This window comes from Mesorhizobium sp. M0045 (assembly GCF_040323385.1).
Classification (GTDB): domain Bacteria; phylum Pseudomonadota; class Alphaproteobacteria; order Rhizobiales; family Rhizobiaceae; genus Mesorhizobium.
The window spans coordinates 1-15,706 of sequence record NZ_JAMYUY010000028.1; the positions used below are offsets into that span (position 1 = coordinate 1).

The 15,706-nt window shown below is 60.6% G+C and carries 14 protein-coding genes and 1 pseudogene; 5 read left to right on the forward strand and 10 right to left on the reverse strand.

Features of this window, described 5'->3' with window-relative positions:
- Window positions 1-140: 140 nt before the first annotated feature.
- The 3 genes from NKJ72_RS28090 to NKJ72_RS28100 form a co-directional block, all read right to left on the reverse strand.
- Window positions 141-1,055, reverse strand: coding sequence for a sugar ABC transporter substrate-binding protein (locus NKJ72_RS28090; RefSeq protein ID WP_352480343.1), 915 nt, complete (start codon window positions 1,053-1,055; stop codon window positions 141-143).
- A 94-nt stretch (window positions 1,056-1,149) separates the two neighbouring features.
- A complete protein-coding gene (locus NKJ72_RS28095; RefSeq protein WP_352480344.1) occupies window positions 1,150-1,932 on the reverse strand; it encodes an ATP-binding cassette domain-containing protein in 783 nt (260 codons plus the stop codon).
- On the reverse strand, window positions 1,929-2,981 hold the full coding sequence (locus NKJ72_RS28100; protein WP_352480345.1) for an ABC transporter permease: 1,053 nt from the start codon (window positions 2,979-2,981) through the stop codon (window positions 1,929-1,931). The genes NKJ72_RS28095 and NKJ72_RS28100 overlap by 4 nt, the downstream gene beginning before the upstream one ends.
- 168 nt (window positions 2,982-3,149) lie before the next feature.
- Between NKJ72_RS28100 and NKJ72_RS28105 the strand changes: the two genes are divergently transcribed.
- A complete protein-coding gene (locus NKJ72_RS28105; protein ID WP_352480346.1) occupies window positions 3,150-4,061 on the forward strand; it encodes a GntR family transcriptional regulator in 912 nt (303 codons plus the stop codon).
- Between the two features lie 53 nt (window positions 4,062-4,114).
- Here the strand turns inward: NKJ72_RS28105 and NKJ72_RS28110 are convergent, their stop codons facing one another.
- Together NKJ72_RS28110 and NKJ72_RS28115 are read right to left on the reverse strand one after the other, a co-directional pair.
- Window positions 4,115-4,708 (reverse strand): DJ-1/PfpI family protein, encoded by a 594-nt coding sequence (locus tag NKJ72_RS28110; protein WP_352480347.1) that lies wholly within the window; start codon window positions 4,706-4,708, stop codon window positions 4,115-4,117.
- Window positions 4,709-4,861: 153 nt separating this feature from the next.
- Window positions 4,862-5,563, reverse strand: a complete 702-nt coding sequence (locus NKJ72_RS28115) for a GntR family transcriptional regulator (protein ID WP_352480348.1) — start codon at window positions 5,561-5,563, stop codon at window positions 4,862-4,864.
- A 183-nt stretch (window positions 5,564-5,746) separates the two neighbouring features.
- Between NKJ72_RS28115 and NKJ72_RS28120 the strand changes: the two genes are divergently transcribed.
- The 3 genes from NKJ72_RS28120 to NKJ72_RS28130 are packed head-to-tail and all read left to right on the forward strand — an operon-like array spanning window position 5,747 to window position 9,310.
- The gene (locus NKJ72_RS28120; protein WP_352480349.1) at window positions 5,747-6,973 is read left to right on the forward strand and encodes an iron-containing alcohol dehydrogenase; all 1,227 of its coding nucleotides are present in this window, start codon (window positions 5,747-5,749) and stop codon (window positions 6,971-6,973) included.
- Window positions 6,974-6,991: 18 nt separating this feature from the next.
- The gene (locus NKJ72_RS28125) at window positions 6,992-8,479 is read left to right on the forward strand and encodes an NAD-dependent succinate-semialdehyde dehydrogenase (protein ID WP_352480350.1); all 1,488 of its coding nucleotides are present in this window, start codon (window positions 6,992-6,994) and stop codon (window positions 8,477-8,479) included.
- A 9-nt stretch (window positions 8,480-8,488) separates the two neighbouring features.
- The gene (locus NKJ72_RS28130; RefSeq protein WP_352480351.1) at window positions 8,489-9,310 is read left to right on the forward strand and encodes an alpha/beta hydrolase; all 822 of its coding nucleotides are present in this window, start codon (window positions 8,489-8,491) and stop codon (window positions 9,308-9,310) included.
- A 124-nt stretch (window positions 9,311-9,434) separates the two neighbouring features.
- Here NKJ72_RS28130 and NKJ72_RS28135 read toward each other — a convergent pair.
- The 5 genes and pseudogenes from NKJ72_RS28135 to NKJ72_RS28155 all read right to left on the reverse strand — a co-directional run bounded on the left by NKJ72_RS28135 (window position 9,435) and on the right by NKJ72_RS28155 (window position 14,346).
- Window positions 9,435-10,515 (reverse strand): annotated as a pseudogene (locus tag NKJ72_RS28135) (ABC transporter ATP-binding protein).
- Between the two features lie 10 nt (window positions 10,516-10,525).
- Window positions 10,526-11,371, reverse strand: a complete 846-nt coding sequence (locus NKJ72_RS28140; RefSeq protein WP_254819851.1) for a carbohydrate ABC transporter permease — start codon at window positions 11,369-11,371, stop codon at window positions 10,526-10,528.
- The gene (locus NKJ72_RS28145) at window positions 11,364-12,272 is read right to left on the reverse strand and encodes a carbohydrate ABC transporter permease (RefSeq protein WP_352480352.1); all 909 of its coding nucleotides are present in this window, start codon (window positions 12,270-12,272) and stop codon (window positions 11,364-11,366) included. The genes NKJ72_RS28140 and NKJ72_RS28145 overlap by 8 nt, the downstream gene beginning before the upstream one ends.
- A gap of 84 nt (window positions 12,273-12,356) precedes the next feature.
- Window positions 12,357-13,595: an ABC transporter substrate-binding protein gene (locus NKJ72_RS28150; protein WP_352480353.1), complete on the reverse strand. Its 1,239-nt coding sequence runs from the start codon at window positions 13,593-13,595 to the stop codon at window positions 12,357-12,359.
- A 115-nt stretch (window positions 13,596-13,710) separates the two neighbouring features.
- Entirely contained in the window at window positions 13,711-14,346 is a 636-nt protein-coding gene (locus NKJ72_RS28155) for a GntR family transcriptional regulator (RefSeq protein ID WP_352480354.1), read from the reverse strand.
- Window positions 14,347-14,478: 132 nt separating this feature from the next.
- Between NKJ72_RS28155 and NKJ72_RS28160 the strand changes: the two genes are divergently transcribed.
- Complete coding sequence (locus NKJ72_RS28160) at window positions 14,479-15,618, forward strand: mandelate racemase/muconate lactonizing enzyme family protein (protein ID WP_352480355.1); 1,140 nt, start codon at window positions 14,479-14,481, stop codon at window positions 15,616-15,618.
- The last annotated feature ends 88 nt before the right edge of the window (window positions 15,619-15,706 follow it).

The window sequence follows — 15,706 nt, forward strand, 5'->3', positions numbered from 1 at the left end:
CCCCCAACCCCCCCCGCCCCGGCCCCCCGGACACCCATGTTGGTGGGGGGGCCCCCCGGCCCCCCGCCCCGCCCCCTCCTCGGGGGCCGCCCCCACCCCGGCCGGGCGCGGGCGCCCCCCCCCGCCCCACCGCTGGTGGATCACTCGAAGTCCTTGACGTTCTGCAGCGTCACCAGTCCGGCCCCGGTATCCACATTGGCCTCGACGGATTCGCCACGGATGGCCTTGACGACAGTGTCGATGCCAAGCTCACCCATTTTCGCGGGAAATTGAGCTACGCTGGCGTCCTCTGCTCCCGACTTGATCGCTTCGATCTCACCGCAGCACGCGTCGAAGCCGACCACTATGAGGTTGTCGTTGGCAATGCCGGCATTGCTGATCGACTTGACGGCGCCAGGGATCGGCGGGCCGCAGGCCGAGTAGATTGCCTTGAGATCCGGATTGGCGGTCAGGATGTCTTCGGTCACTGACGTACCAAGCTCCAGCGTGCAGTTGGTTGCACCTTTGCCGACGACATCGACCTTGACGTCGCCCAGTCCCTCCATCATGCCCGTGACCCGGTCATCCAGAGCCGGCACGCCGGGAACGCCTTGCAAGATGCCGATCTTGTCACCGCTCTTGAGCACCGTCTTGAGATACTCTCCGGCGATCTTGCCGCCGTTGAGGTTGTTGGTCGAGACTAATGCCGTCTGGCCTTTCCAGTTAGGGATGCTGTTGTCGACGAGAACCACCTTGATGCCGGCGGCCACCGCCTTGTCGAGCGCCGGCGCGACCGTCGGGTCGACTGGAGTGATTGCCAGCCCCTTGACGCCTTGCGTGATCATGGATTCGATCAGAGCGATCTGGCCTTCAATGTCGGTAGCCGCCTGGCCCTGGCCGGTGACCAGTTCGATCTCCGGATGAGCGGCCGCGTATTTCTTGGCGGCGTCCTCCATGGTCGAGTAGAACGGCACCGGGAATTTCGTAATCAGGCCGACCTTGATCTTGTCTGCGGCCGAAGCCGGCACGGAAAGCGCAATCGCGATCGCCAGCCCTGCGAACAGTTTTCGGTTCATTGGCATTTGTATTCCTCCCTTGGATTGAGACGCCTCCCGGCGGGAGACGCTTCAGGCATTTGCGGACCTGAAAGGTCCCCAAATTTCGAACGGGTCAGGCTCCAACGATCATGGAAACCAGTTCCTGTTTGTTGCCCTTGGTCGGCACCAGTTCGCCGACTTTGCGGCCCTGGCGAAGCACCACCGCGCGATCGGCGAGCTCGACGACGTGTTCCATGTTGTGAGTGATCAGGATGACGGCATTGCCTTGGTCGCGGAGCGCAGCGACCAAATTGAGCACCTGGCGTGATTCACGCAGGCCGAGTGCGGCGGTCGGCTCATCCAGAATGACAACCTTGCGGGCGAACACGGTCGAGCGGGCCACGGCGATCGCTTGCCTTTGACCGCCAGACATCATGGCGACGACGGCATCCAGCCGCGGCAAGGTAACCTTCAGATTTGCCAGCAGAGCGCGGGTCTCGGCGTCCATCCGGCGCTGCTGCAGAAACCGCAGGCCGCGCGGAAGCCATTGCGGGCCAGCCAGCTCGCGGCCGGCGAAGAAGTTCTGCCCCGGTGTCAGATTGTCGAACAGCGCCAGATCCTGGTAGACGGTCTCGATGCCGGCGAAGCGCGCATCCGCAGGGGAGCGTATCTGCGTTGGCGCGCCGTCCAACAGGATCGCGCCGGCATCGAGTTGGTGCACCCCGCTGATGCATTTGGTCAGCGTCGACTTACCCGCGCCATTGTCGCCGAGCAGGCCAACGATCTCGCCGCGCCGCACCTCGATGCTGACGTCGTCCAGGGCCAGCACCGAACCGAAACGCTTGGTAGCACCGCGTACCGCCAAAACGGGATGGTCGGAGGCGGCGTGATCGACTTTGGCCGCAACGGCGCTCATGACTGCCTCCCGGCTTGCAGGACACGCACACGCCCTTCGAGGTAATTGCGCAGCACGTCGGACTCGACCGCGATCACGATGACCACGCCGATGACGATGAGCTGGAAAAAGACGTTGACGTTGAGCAGGTTGAGCGCGTTGCGAATGACGCCGATCATGATGGCGCCGATCAGGGCATGGCCGAGGTGGCCGCGACCGCCAAGAAAGCTGGCGCCGCCAATGATCACAGCCGCAATCGTGTCCAGTTCGAGCAGATTGCCGAACAGCGGCGAACCAGCGTCGGTACGGCCGGCAAGTATGACGGAACCGATGCCGGCGCACAGTCCTGAGATCACATAGACCGAAACCAGCACCCAGGACACGGGAATACCCATGCGCAGCGCGGCGTCGGGCCGGCCGCCGACGGCATAAATCCAGCGCCCCCAGACCATGGTTTTGGCCATGATGAAAAGGACCGCGGCAACGCCTGCAACCACGAAAACCGATCCAGGCAGGCCCCAAACCGCCTCGCGGCCAAGCGCATCGATCGAATCCGGCATGCCAGGGATGGCGCGGCCATCGGCCAGTTGCAGGGCCAGCCCCTTGGCGATGCTCAATGTTGCCAGCGTGATGATGAAGGGATGCGGCAGTCGGCCGAAGACGTAGAACAGCCCGTTGACGGCGCCGACCGCGCCACCGCAGCCAACCATCACCGCGATCACAACGAAGGCAGGGGCGCCGGCATGAAAGCTCAGCGCGCCGACGACGGAAGCCAGTGCAAGGTTCGAACCGACGGAGAGATCGATGCCGCGTGTCAGGATGACCAGATGCTGACCCATCGCGACAACCGAGATGACGGCGGTCTGGGCCAGGATGTTGCCGAGATTGCGACCTGTCAGGAAATAGGGCGACAGAAAGCTGAGGACGGCGATCAGCAGCACGAGGATGACCACCGGACCAGCGCTCAGCAGCATCAGGCCGAGCGCAAGGCCGGGAACGGCTTCTGACTTCCTGGATGCTGGCAACGCGGCCTCGCCGACAGTCGTGCCGGTGTTTCCCGTTTCAGGCAAATTTCCCCTCCCCGCCGCGGCCCGTACGAGCCGCGTCGTCAAAAACTCAATTTGTGTTCAGGTCCTCTTCTTATCGATAAAAAACAACCGGCCCGGCCGGGTCAAGTTGTTTTTTATGGATAAAGTTCATGCTAAAAAGGACAAGGTATTGTTCCCAAGGAAAATCCGATGAGAACCGACACCGTCTACAAGAAGGCCTTCAATCGAGCTGCGAATATGTTGCGCGACGGGCAACTGGCCGGTGAACTTCCTTCCGAAAATGAGCTTAGACGGCGAATGTGCGTCAGCCGCACAACCGTCAGAAAGGTTTTGCGGGAACTGGTTCACCGCGAACTTATCACCGAACGCCACGGCCTCAGGTCGACGGGCCGCCCGGTCAGCGACAACGACTACTATCCGGACGCCGAAACCACGCCTCGCGCCAAGCATGTCGAACAGCAATTCATGGAGTGGATGCTGCGGGGTGACACCAGGCCCGGCACCAGCATCAATGAGCTCGAGCTTGCGCGCCAATTCGGCGTCGCGACCAACGGAATTCGCGAATTCCTGATCCGCTTCAGCCGGTTTGGGCTGATCGAGAAAAGGCCGAATACAGGCTGGCTTTTCAAGGGTTTCACCGAAGACTTTGCACTTGAGCTCTTCGAGATCCGGGTGATGTTCGAACTGCGTTCGGCACACCTGTTTTCACTGCAGCCGGACCGTTCCCCGCTATGGTCGAAACTCGCCGCGCTCAAGATGGCGCATGCCGACCTGCTGGAGCGAATTGAAAGCCGTTTTCACGACTTCTCCGGCCTGGACAACCGCTTTCACCGGCTCATAAACGAGGCATCTCCGAACCGCTTCATCGACGATTTCTACGACATCATCACGTTCATTTTTCACTATCACTATCAATGGAACAAGCAGGACGAAAAGCAGCGCAACCTTGCCGCGATCCACGAACACATCGCCTATATCGATGCGCTTGAGAGCCGCAACTCCACTCGGATTGAAGTGGCCTGCCGAGCGCATCTGGCTTCAGCAAGGAAAACACTGATGCGTTCGCTTACCCGATTTGATGAAACGAGCATCAATGCATAGCGAAAGACTTTCGCAACCGACGCACCCCCTTTGAGATGCGTCGGAGCAAAGGTCTACGCGTGGCGGATTTCGGTTCCCAGCACCTTCAGGCATTCGCGGATGAACGCAGCAAGCGCCGTCCAACCTTTTGCCGAAACCATCGTCCCGTCCACATATGCCTCCGTCGGAGACAGGTCGATATAGGTGCCGCCCGCAAGCGTCACCTCCGGCTCGCATGCCGCCAGTGCGCCGACCTTCTTGCCACGCACGACGCCATCTACCGCGATCAGGATCTGCACGCCGTGGCAAATCGTGAAAATCGGCTTCCTGCTTTCGTGGAAGTGGCGCACCATCGTCTGGACGCGCTTGTCCGTGCGAATGTATTCGGGCCCACGACCGCCAGCGCAGTAAACAGCGTGGTATTGCTCCAGCTGCTTCTCGGCGTCGGAGAAGGTCTTGTTGATCAGTGCATAGTGGCCGAGCTTTTCGGTGTAGGTCTGATCGCCCTCGAAATCGTGCAGCGATGTTTTGATCAGGTCTCCGGCGCGTTTGTCTGGGCACACGACGTGAACGGTGTGGCCCACCGCTTCCATAGCCTGCTGGTAGACGAAGATTTCGTATTCCTCGGTGAATTCACCGGTCAGCATCAGGATCTTTTTGCCTGGCATGGTACTTCCTTTCCTGTGAGAACGGGGCCGGGCGAGACCTGTACTCGCCCGGTAAGCTTGAGTTTCTAGAAGGCTGAATCCGGGAAGTAGTCTTCGTTGGCACTGGCCTGCGTGATGATCGTCGATGGCGGGTACGGGGACATCGGGACAGTCTCAGTCGAACGCCAACAACAAACGGTCGCGGGAATGCTCGATATGGCGACGCATCGCCTGCTCGGCAGCGGCAGGATCGGCCGCAGCGAAAGCGGCCAGAATGGCCTCATGCTCGTCAAGCGCCTCCTCGGTGACGCGCGAATGGAACATCAGGCGAAATATGTGGAAGTGGGTATGCTGGTGAGCCAGTGTCTCGCGCACGAGTTCGTTGTTGGCGAATTCCATGACCTTGTCATGGAAAATGGCATCCTGGCGGGCGAAGTTGGAATACCGCAGGCGCTCGTCCTTGCCCTCATGGCGCGCCATGACGCCGGCGGATTTCTGAAGTTGTGCGAGCTTTACCTCATCCATGAGCACCGCTGCCTTTGCTGCACCATGAGGCTCCAGCAGCAGGCGAAGCTCGTAGAGTTCGTCGAACCGCCGTTTCGTGATCTGCGGCGCAGCGCGGTAACCGATCAGATGCGTCTTCAGCACCAGGCCTTCGCCCTCGAGCCGGCCGAGCGCCTCGCGGATCGGCGTGTGAGAGACGTTGAATTCCTTGACCAGGCTGTCGACCGTGATGCGCGAGCCCGGCGCAATCTTCAGCGACATGAGTTGCGCAAAGATCGCTTCGTAGACGTCCTCAACCAGGCTGCTGGAGCGCTGGATACGCCCGCTGCCGAGGTTCGTATCGTCTGCATTGAGTAAGTTAATGGCCTGCATGTTTTGCCTCTTGACACATTGAGTTGCTAACACGATGCTCGGGCCAATGCAATCCTATATCCTATACGATAGAGGATATCATTTGCCACCGTTACGAGACGAGACAATGGCGCTGGCGGTGGCCCTGCGGGAGCAGCGTGCCGCGCCCGCAGCCTTTCCAGACATCATCGCAGGATGCAGGTCATGAGCCTTTTCGCTGCCATAAGGCTGCCGCGCGAAATCCTCTTCGGGAAGGGTCAACGCCACGTCATTCCGGTTGTCGCGGCCAGGCTCGGGCGTCGCGCGCTCGTCTGCACCGATGAACGTTTTGCCGCAACGGGTTCGTTCGCAGAGATTGTCGCGGCGCTGCGAGCCGCCGCGATAGATGTGCTGGTGCATGACCGAGTACTACCCGACGTTCCCCGAGACACGGTTGCCGTCTGCGTTAAGGAGGCGCGGAAGTTCGCGCCCGACATGGTGATCGGCATTGGCGGCGGCAGTTGTCTCGACATGGCCAAATGCGCCGCGTTGCTCATCAGCCACGGCGGTCAGCTCCAGGATTACTACGGCGAGTTCAAGGTGGCCGGTCCAACGCTGCCGTTGATCGCGGTGCCGACGACAGCCGGGACCGGCTCTGAAGTGACCCCGGTTGCCGTGATCTCGGATCCGGATCGAACACTGAAGGTCGGCATCTCCAGCCCTTATCTGATCGCGGCCGCAGCCATATGCGACCCTGAACTGACGATGACATGCCCGCCGGGATTGACGGCGATCGCAGGCGCCGATGCGCTGACACATGCAATCGAGGCCTTCACCGCCGCCAGGCGCGGAACCGATCCCGGCCTTCCGCAGAAACATGTCTTTATCGGCAAAACCGCCTTGACCGACCATTTCGCCCTGCTGGCGATCAAGCTGCTTGGCCGAAGCCTTGAAACGGCATACCGCCGGCCCTCTGACGAGGACGCCCGGGCCGACGTGATGATGGGCGCACTTGCAGCCGGTTGCGCGTTCGGAACGGCCGGCACGGCGGCAGCGCACGCCGTACAATATCCGGTCGGCGCGATAACCCACACCGCTCACGGGTTGGGTGTCGCCACCATGTTGCCGTATGTCATGAAGTACAACAGAACAGCCGCAGCGACCGAGATGGCCGAGATCGCCGGCGCGCTCTGCCTCGATGGAAAAGGCCGGACGCCGGACGAGTTGGCCGACGCGACCATTGGCGAGGTCAGTCGCCTGTTTGGGGCCATCGGGATCACCCCCTCGTTGGCCGAGCTAGGGCTGCCCGCCGACAAGCTCGATTGGACGGCGGAACAAGCGATCGGTATCGAGCGCCTCATCAAGAACAATCCGCGGCCATTCGATTTGAGGTCCATGCGACGCCTGGTCCAGGCCGCCTTTGATGGCGACCTCGCCAGCTGCGCGGTGTAAACAATCGGGAATATCGAGATGAACACGTTTTCACAGGTTCTGTCGGATGATCAGGGCGTCAGCGACTTCCACACAATTTCGCACGGGCTCCATATTGACGGCCAATGGCGGCAGTCCGCGGATGGCAAGGTAATTCCGGTTATCGATCCCTCGACGGAAGCCATAATCGCTGCCGTACCCGATGCGACCTTGGAGGACGCGGCCGCCGCCGTTGACGCCGCTGCCAAGGCAGCCCATGGCTGGCGGACAACGTCGCCGCGAAAGCGCTCCGAGATCCTCCGACGCTGCTTTGAACTGATGACGGAACGATCGGAAGCGCTGGCTACTCTCATCGCATTGGAAAATGGCAAGGCCCTGCGGGATGCCCGAGGCGAGATTGCTTACGCCGCGGAGTTTTTCCGTTGGAATGCCGAGGAGGCGGTTCGCATTACCGGTGAATTCGGTACTGCGCCCTCCGGCACCAACCGCATCGTGGTCGACTACGAACCGATCGGCATCTGCATCCTGATCACGCCCTGGAATTTTCCTGCCGCAATGGCGACGCGCAAGATCGCGCCGGCACTTGCCGCTGGATGTACGGTGATCCTGAAGCCGGCCAGTGAGACCCCGCTTACCGCCTACGCGCTGGCCGCGCTCTACCAGGACGCAGGCGTTCCACCGGGGGTGGTCAACGTCCTGACAACCTCCAGTCCCGGGTCTTTGACAGCCGCCATGCTGGCCGATCCGCGGGTGCGCAAACTCTCCTTCACCGGTTCGACGGGTGTGGGTCGCGCTCTGCTGGCAGAAGCTGCCAGGCATGTGGTTTCGTGTTCCATGGAGCTCGGAGGCAATGCCCCTTTTATCGTGTTCGACGACGCCGATCTCGAAGCGGCGCTCGATGGCGCAATGGTGGCCAAGATGCGCAACGCCGGCGAGGCCTGCACGGCCGCGAACCGCCTCTACGTGCAATCCGGCATCTACGAAGCCTTCTCGGATGGCCTCGAGATGCGGATGTCGTCGCTCAAGGTCGGCCCCGGCACTGATCCGGACACGGAATGCGGGCCAATGATTACGAAACAGGCGGTCGAGAAGATAGACCGCCTTGTCACCGACGCGGTCGCACGCGGCGCGCGGGTCATGTGCGGCGGCTCAGTCCTGGCCGGACGTGGCTTCTTCTACCCTCCGACAGTGCTTCGCGACGTGCCAGGCGAGGCAAAGATGGCGCATGAGGAGATATTCGGGCCGGTGGCGCCAATCTCCAGCTTCGAAACCGAGGCCGAGGTCATCGCGCGCGCCAATGACACTGAATATGGGCTTGCTGCCTACATCTACACGCGCGATCTGGCGCGCGGGATGCGGGTGGCCTCCCGGATCGAGGCCGGGATGATTGCTCTCAACCGCGGGCTGATGTCCGATCCGGCAGCCCCCTTCGGCGGCGTCAAGCAGAGCGGGCTTGGCCGCGAGGGAGGGCAGCATCACGGCATTGCGGAATTCATGGAGGCGAAATACCTCGCCATCAGCATGTGAGCAGACGAAATGCAAGGCGATCCCTTTCGTATACGCGACCACGTCGCGGATTTTGACGAAATCGTGCAGGACTTCATTGATCGCAGCGAGGCCGCCCGCGCCACCATTGCGATGACCGCTGACGTGGCCTACGGACCGGATCCGACCGAAACCATGGACCTGTTCTTTCCCGCGTGCAAAAGAACGGCCCTGCCAGTGCACATCTTTGTCCACGGCGGCTACTGGAGAATGTTCTCCAAGCGCGATTATTCATACATGGCGACGACGATTACCCAGGCCGGGGCTATTGCCGTCATCCTTGATTACGCTCTGATGCCCAAGGCCAGAATGGCGACGATCGTCGACCAGGTGCGCCGCGCCAAGCAGTGGGTCCTGGCCAACATCGCCGATCATGGTGGAAACCCGATGGCCCTGACTGTCAGTGGTCATTCGGCAGGAGCACATCTTGCAACGTTTCTGTTCGAGGGAGAGCATACCCCCTCGAATGTGAGGGCAGCCCTTCTGTTGAGCGGACTCTATGATTTGAAGCCGCTCCAGGATTCCTTTCTTGCCAACGAGATTGAAATAACCGACGAGGAAGTCGCCATGTTCACACCTCTCGCTTGTCGGCATGATCCTCAAACCAAGACGGCGGTTCTGGTCGGAGCCAACGAGACGCCACCCTTCCATCAGCAAGCCGATCGATTCAAAGCAAGCTTGCTGCGGCAGGGATCGTTGGTAACGTCGCATGTGCTCTCGAACCGCAACCACATGGACAGTGTCAGAGATCTTGGCGTGCCGGGGACTGAGGCTGCCGATTGCCTGGCAAAACTGATCGCCACGGCCTGCTGACCACCCTGCCGAGATGCCGGTCAGCGCAGGTTGACGGCAAGCGGTCCGCACTCGCTCCAGATGAGTTTCGGGGCGAGATCGCGGAACCCTGCGCCACTGCGTCCAGCCGCTTGATATCCACGCCCTAAATGTCGGTGCGCTGTCCGCTATCCGGATCGAAAAGGTTGACGCTCGCTGGATCCACGGTAAGACCTATTGGCTCTTTGCGCCGGCCGGCAAACCTCGGCGGCAGGCGCGCGATGATCGCGTGCTCGCCGACCTGCACCGTCACCATGGTTTCAGGCCCGGTGGGCTCTACCACATCGATCTCCCCCATGATCGAAGCTCGATTGTGCGGAACGGTCCTCAGCTCTTCAGGGCCGTATGCCCAGCACCACCGGTCGCTCAGAGTCCACCTGCCTGTTCCGCGTCGGCAACACGATCGATACTCCGCTCGCTTGAAACCGGACACCCTCCGAATCCGGGACCAGTCGTCCGGCAAGAAAGTTCATTGCCGGAGATCCGATGAAACTTGCCACGAACATATTGGCAGGCCGTTCATAGATGGTGCGCGGGTCGCCCAATTGCTGGATGTAGCCGCCTTTCATGACGGCCACCTTGGTGCCCAGCGTCATCGCCTCGATCTGATCATGCGTGACATAGACGATGCTCGTGCCGAGACGCTCGTGCAGGCGCTTGATCTCCGTGCGCATTTCCACGCGAAGCTTGGCATCGAGATTGGACAACGGCTCGTCGAAAAGGAACAGCTCCGGGTCACGCACGATCGCGCGGCCCATCGCAACGCGTTGTCGCTGTCCGCCCGAAAGGTTGGCGGGGCGTCGGTCGAGCAGATGCGAGATTTGCAACATTCGCGCGGCACCTTCCACGGCGCGCTTGCGCTGGTCGGCACCCACGCCACGCATTTCCAATCCGAAGCCGATATTCCTCGCGACCGACATGGTGGGATAAAGCGCGTAGGATTGGAACACCATCGCGATATTGCGGTCCTTGGGTGCAAGGTCGAGGACCGAGCGTCCCCCGATCAGGATGTCACCGCCGGAGGTGTCGTCGAGGCCGGCAATGATGTTGAGCAAGGTCGACTTGCCGCATCCGGACGGCCCGAGCAGAACCAGAAAGCCTCCGTCCTCGAGCTCGATGTCGACTCCGTGGAGAACCTGTACGGAGCCATAAGACTTGCGCACGTCCCTGATGGAAAGTGTCGCCATGCGACTACTCCTAACCTTTGATGGCGCCTGCGGTCAGCCCCTGGACCATGGTTCGCTGGACGATCGCGAAGAGCACGATGACCGGGATGATGCTGAGAATGCCGCCTGCCGCCAGAACGCCCCAGGGAAGCTGGAACTCTCCGACCATTAGTTGCAAGCCCACGGGCCAGGTGCGGGACCCCTGCCCGGTCGTGAGCATCAGGGCGAACAGGAACTCGTTCCAGGCCGCGATGGCAATGAACACCGAACTTGCGACCAGGCCATTCCGCGCAAGGGGCATGACGATACGGACCATGGCGCCAAGCCTTGTCGAGCCGTCGATGCGTGCTGCGCTCTCGAGTTCCTTAGGTGCGGAATCGAAGAACCCCTTGAGCATCCATACGAACAGCGGCAGCAGGAAGCTCGTATAGGCAAGCGCCAGGCCGAAACGGCTGTCCACGAGCCCCACACCGCGCATAACGACGTAAAGGGGAATGATCATCATGACTGCCGGGAACATGCGAACGACAAGATAGCCGAGCATGAGCTGATCCCGGCCTCGAAACGCGAAGCGAGAGAATGCATAGGCGGCAAGCGTGCCCGTGACGACGCAGACCGTCACCGTCAGGAAGGTAACGACGAGGCTGTTGCCTATAAGCCGCGGGAAACCTGACTGCGTCCAGATGGCGACATAATTGTCGAAGGTAACGCGGCTCGGGAGGTACTGCATCGTCTGGGTGACAATGTCGGCCTCATATTTGAGGGATGTCAGGAACATCCAGATCATCGGACCGATGCAGAACACCGTCAGGCTTGCGAGCACGATGTAGGTGGCGATGTTCGCGATCATCCGCCGCTGACGCTTACTTTCAATCATCGCCCTGTCCTTTGGTAATCCTGGAGATGCGGATGTAGCCGGCCGCGAAGATCATCAGGGTCACGAACATCACCACCGACAGGGCGGATGCGTAGCCGAAATTGAATTCCTTGTAGGCGGTCTGAAAGGCATACAACGACAGCACCTGCGTGGCATCTCCCGGTCCGCCGCCAGTGAGAATGAGGAGCAGATCGGGCGAATTGACCAGACCGATGACACGCAGGATCACTGCCGCCGCGATGACGGTCTTGAGCATGGGCAAAGTGATCAACCTGAGCTGCGCCGCCAGGCCCGCGCCGTCGACCGCCGCTGCCTTATAGAGATCCTCGGGAATACCCTTCAGGCCCGCGAGCAGCAGCAGCGCGAAGAATGGAAACCCATGCCAGGCCTCGACGAGAATGGTCGCCGCAAGGGCAGTGTTGGGATCAGCAAACCATGCCTTGTAGGACTGCAGGACGCCTATCCGGACAAGAAGATCGTTGATCACTCCGAGCCGCGGATCGAGCAGCAAGGCCCACATATGGCCCGCCACGACGTTGGGCAGGAAATAGGGAAGCAGGATGAGCACGGCGAAGATTTTCGTGCCTGGCAAATCCCTGTTGAGAGCTGTCGCGGCGAGAAGACCAAGCGACAGTTCCAGCGCGACCGCGGCAGCAACCCACACGACTGTGTTCTTCAATGCGATCCAGAAGACCGGGTCTGACCACATCGCCACATAATGTTTGAAGCCCACCCAGCCATCCAACCCGGGACGCGTCAGACGCATCTCGCGAAAGCTGATGGCCATGCCGTAAAGCGTTGGATAGGCGATCACGAGAAGGATAAGGGCGAGGCTGGGAAGGAGCAGCAGATACATCCAGTATCGGGTCTCGGACAGTTCGCCGAGAGCCCGCAAGGGCATATATCTGCTCGAGGCTGTTGTCATGAATCTGCGATGCGAAAGCACCGTCCCGTTGCGCTCAGAACACGGCTGCAGGTGCGGGGATCAGCGGAGCGCCGCCTCCAGGCCCTGAATCATGCGGTCCACCGCCTGTTCCGGCGTCGACTGACCTGTCAGCACCGACTGGAAAGCGGGATTGACGACATTTTCGGACCAGCCCGCGGCGCCGACGAAATTGTTCGGCAGGCGTCCGAACTTGAGCGTTTCCGTCGCCGCACTATAGATCGGATTGCCGGTGATCCGCTGATCCTGCAGCGCAGCGGCGGAAGCCGGAAAATAGCCGGTCCCCTCGAGCAGGGCCAAGGCAGCGTCTGTTTGGCCCCAGAAACTCACCCACCGCCAGGCAGCCTCGATATTGTCTTCCTTCATGACGCCGTTGCCGGCGTACGCGACGCGAGCGACATGCGCCTTCGGACCGGCCGGCATAGGCGCGGTCGAGAATTGTTCGCCCTGCTTCATCGCACTCGAGATTTCGTTCAGCGAACCGGTATGATGCCACACCATCGCAGTCTGCCCGGTGCGGAAGGCCTCCATGATCTGACGGTAGCTGTCGTGGGGCGCGCTCGGCGGCACGACCTTTTCCTTCAGGAAGAGATCGGAATAGAACGTTATCGCCTCGATCGCGGCGGCCTTGTCGATGGCCGGCTGCCCGTCCTTGACGATCGGCGAGCCGAACGCCTCCATGACATCGATGACATATTTGAAACCGCCGGCGCCGGCGCGCATGCCGAAGGCATACCTGCCCTTCGAAGGATTGGTCAGCTTGCGGGATGCCTGCAGGAATTCGTCGAAATTTCGCGGTGGCCCCGCCAGCCCAGCTTCCTCGAAATAGTCTGCGCGGTAGTACATCCAGTCAACGAAGGCGAAGGCGGGAACCGCATAGATTGCGCCATTGCTGGAAAGCCCGGTCCAGCGGTTGTCGGGAAAGTTCGCCTTGCCCGCCCACCCATTCACGCGCTCGGTAAGGTCGATCAATCCCTCCATCGCGGTAAGATCGGCGAAGCGCTCGGCGATCACCATGGCGGTATCGGGGCGCCCGCCGGCCAGCACGGCCGATGAAACCTTGGCCATATATTCCGAGTTCGGGATGTTCTCCTGGGTTACCGCCACATCTGCATTCGCCGCCTGAAACAACTCGATGATCTTGAGCAAGCTGGCCATTTCCGACTGACTGGTGAAGTGGTGCCAGTAACTGATGGCACTCGCGGCACGGGCACCACCAATGTGCCCTGCCATCGCGAGAGCCGCCGAACCCACGAGAAACTGCCTCTTGTTCAACTGCATGCGACCTCCTCCAAGATATCAGATAAGCAGACTGATCGATCAGTTGGAGTGTTGGGTAACATCATTTCCCAAGCCGTGCAACCGCGCGGGAGAGGCAAATGGCAAACGACGGGTGTCAGACCAGACCAAGGTTCCGCTGCATGGCCGCCTGGAAATGGGACTGCAGCTTTGCTTCGGCAGCCTCGGCATTCCTGGTGCTGCAAGCCTCAAGGATGTCGAGGTGCTCCTTGAGCGTCCGGATCATGATCGGCGAGGTGAGTTTGCTCTCCAGCCGCAACAGGCGCAGATAATTGTGCATGCGCCGATAGGTGCTGTCGATCAAGGGATTGCGCAGCGCGCCGATGATTGCGCCATGTAGCTCTCCCTCAAGCGCATCCATCTCCTCCAGTTGCTCCTTTCCCACACCCTCCCGTTCGATGCGCCGGACCAGCCGGGAGTGCCGCATTTCCAAGGCATTCATGATGGCTTCATCGCCCTGCTCGGCAAAGACGCGAATTGCCGAGCGCTCGATGATGGCGCGGAATTGGTAGGTGGCGCGCGTGAGCTCCATTCCAGGTTTTATGAACTGGATTCCGGAGCGAGGATGGATGGTGAGAATTCCTTCCGCCTCGAGCTTGCGCAGAGCGTCACGAAGCGGAGCGACGGGCACGTCAACGATCGCGGACAGTTCGCTCTGCGAAACGAATGCCCCGACCGGAACGCGCCTGTCGAACAAGCGTTCCAGAATTCGTTCGTAGGCAACATCGCTCATACGGGTGGCCGCCACCAAGGTATGAGAGATGGCTTTTGCTTTGCCCGCCACTTGCGGCACCTCCGTTGATTAGGTACTGAGACATGCCTGATAGATCAGTTTCTGGAACTAAACGATCAGAAAGCCCCTGTGATGAGCCTTTCGCATTTTCGTATAACCCGTTTTCAGTTCGCCCGCGACCGGGTAATCGGGGACAGTCAGGTTCGAGCCGACGATGTAAACGTCGCCGCGCTGGAACTCGTTTCGAAAAGTGGTGAGGTGGGACTGGGCTTCATCCAGACGCTCTTCAATCCCCTGCCCGACCAGATCGAGATTGAGACCGTTTTCGAAAACGAGGTTTGGCCGGCCCTGAAAGGACACAAGGCGATCGCCCTGGTTCATCGCGTGAACCGCCCGCGCGGCGGCAATCAGCGGCCTTACTCCCTGCCTTTTCATGAAGCGGTTCAGGTGGCGCTTTGGGACCTTGCGGCAAAGGAAGCTGGCCTGCCCCTTCACGTGCTGCTCGGCAGTCGTCGCAACCGTGTGAAAGCCTACGCCAGTGGCCTTGATTTTCACCTCGACGATGATGCTTTCGTTTCCTTGTTTTCCCACGCGGCATCGCTTGGCTATTCCGCTTTCAAGATCAAGGTCGGCCACCCGGATTTCGGTCGCGATCTGCGGCGCCTGGAGCTGTTGAAATCCTGCGTGCCGGCAGGCTCGGAAATCATGATCGACCCGAACGAGGCATGGTCTTCGAAGGAAGCGCTAATGAAATTGGTGGCGATCCGCGATGCCGGTCACGATCTTCTCTGGGTCGAGGATCCAATCCTGCGTCACGACCACGAAGGATTGAGAATACTCAGGCAGGCAATAACATGGACTCAGATCAACAGCGGCGAGTATCTGGATCTTCAAGGCAAACGGCTTCTTCTGGAAGCCCACGCAGCCGACATCCTGAATGTCCACGGTCAAGTCACCGATGTTATGCGCATCGGTTGGCTGGCCGCCGAGCTCGGCATCCCGGTCAGCATCGGCAACACCTTTCTGGAGATCGGCGTGCACATGGCGGTCGCGCTTCCGGAAGTCGAATGGCTGGAATATTCGTTTCAGAACTTCGATCATCTAGTGGAGCAGCCCATCGAAATCCGGGACGGCTACGCCTATGCGCCCGATCGACCTGGCCATGGATTGGTACTGTCCGAAAAAGCGCGCAGCGAATGGATGAGACCAAGGCGCCTGATACGCTCGGAGTTGGGTACTGCGCCAGAAAATGCACGCCTCGCTACCAAGTGAGCGACCGAGCCAGCTTGGGAGTTGGCGATGCATGGCGCAATTCACGGCCTGCACTGTTTTTTTGGGAAGGCGTCTTCCATCCTCTGCG